Annotated in this window: 1 protein-coding gene; it reads left to right on the top strand. The window is 55.3% G+C overall.

Annotation, left to right across the window (positions count from 1 at the left end; translation table 11 throughout):
- On the top strand, positions 1-322 hold a 322-nt coding region (locus H8K55_RS21370; RefSeq protein ID WP_186944265.1), incomplete at both ends, for a hypothetical protein.

Here is a 322-nt window from a genome sequence, read left to right as displayed (position 1 = left end):
GACAAAGCCGACCGCCTGACCCAAACCGAGGTCATCGACGTCAACCAAACTGTCACCACAGCCTACACCTTAGATGGCGTCGCCAATCGCACCAAAGAAATCATCAGCACCAAACCAGCAGGCACAGGCAGCACAGGCAGCACAGGCAGCACAAGCAGCCCAACAAGCATCACAAAAACTTACACCTACGACGGCCGCAACCAACTCACCGCCATCACCGACACAGCCGCAGGCAACACCACATTAAGCTACGACAGCCAAGGCAACCTCAGCCAAAAGACCCAAGGCAGTGATAGTACGTACTACAGCTACAACGCCAGAG

Source organism: Affinundibacterium flavidum (assembly GCF_014284175.1).
GTDB lineage: Bacteria > Pseudomonadota > Gammaproteobacteria > Burkholderiales > Burkholderiaceae_D > Undibacterium > Undibacterium flavidum.
This window is presented reverse-complemented; position numbering and strand designations above follow the sequence as displayed.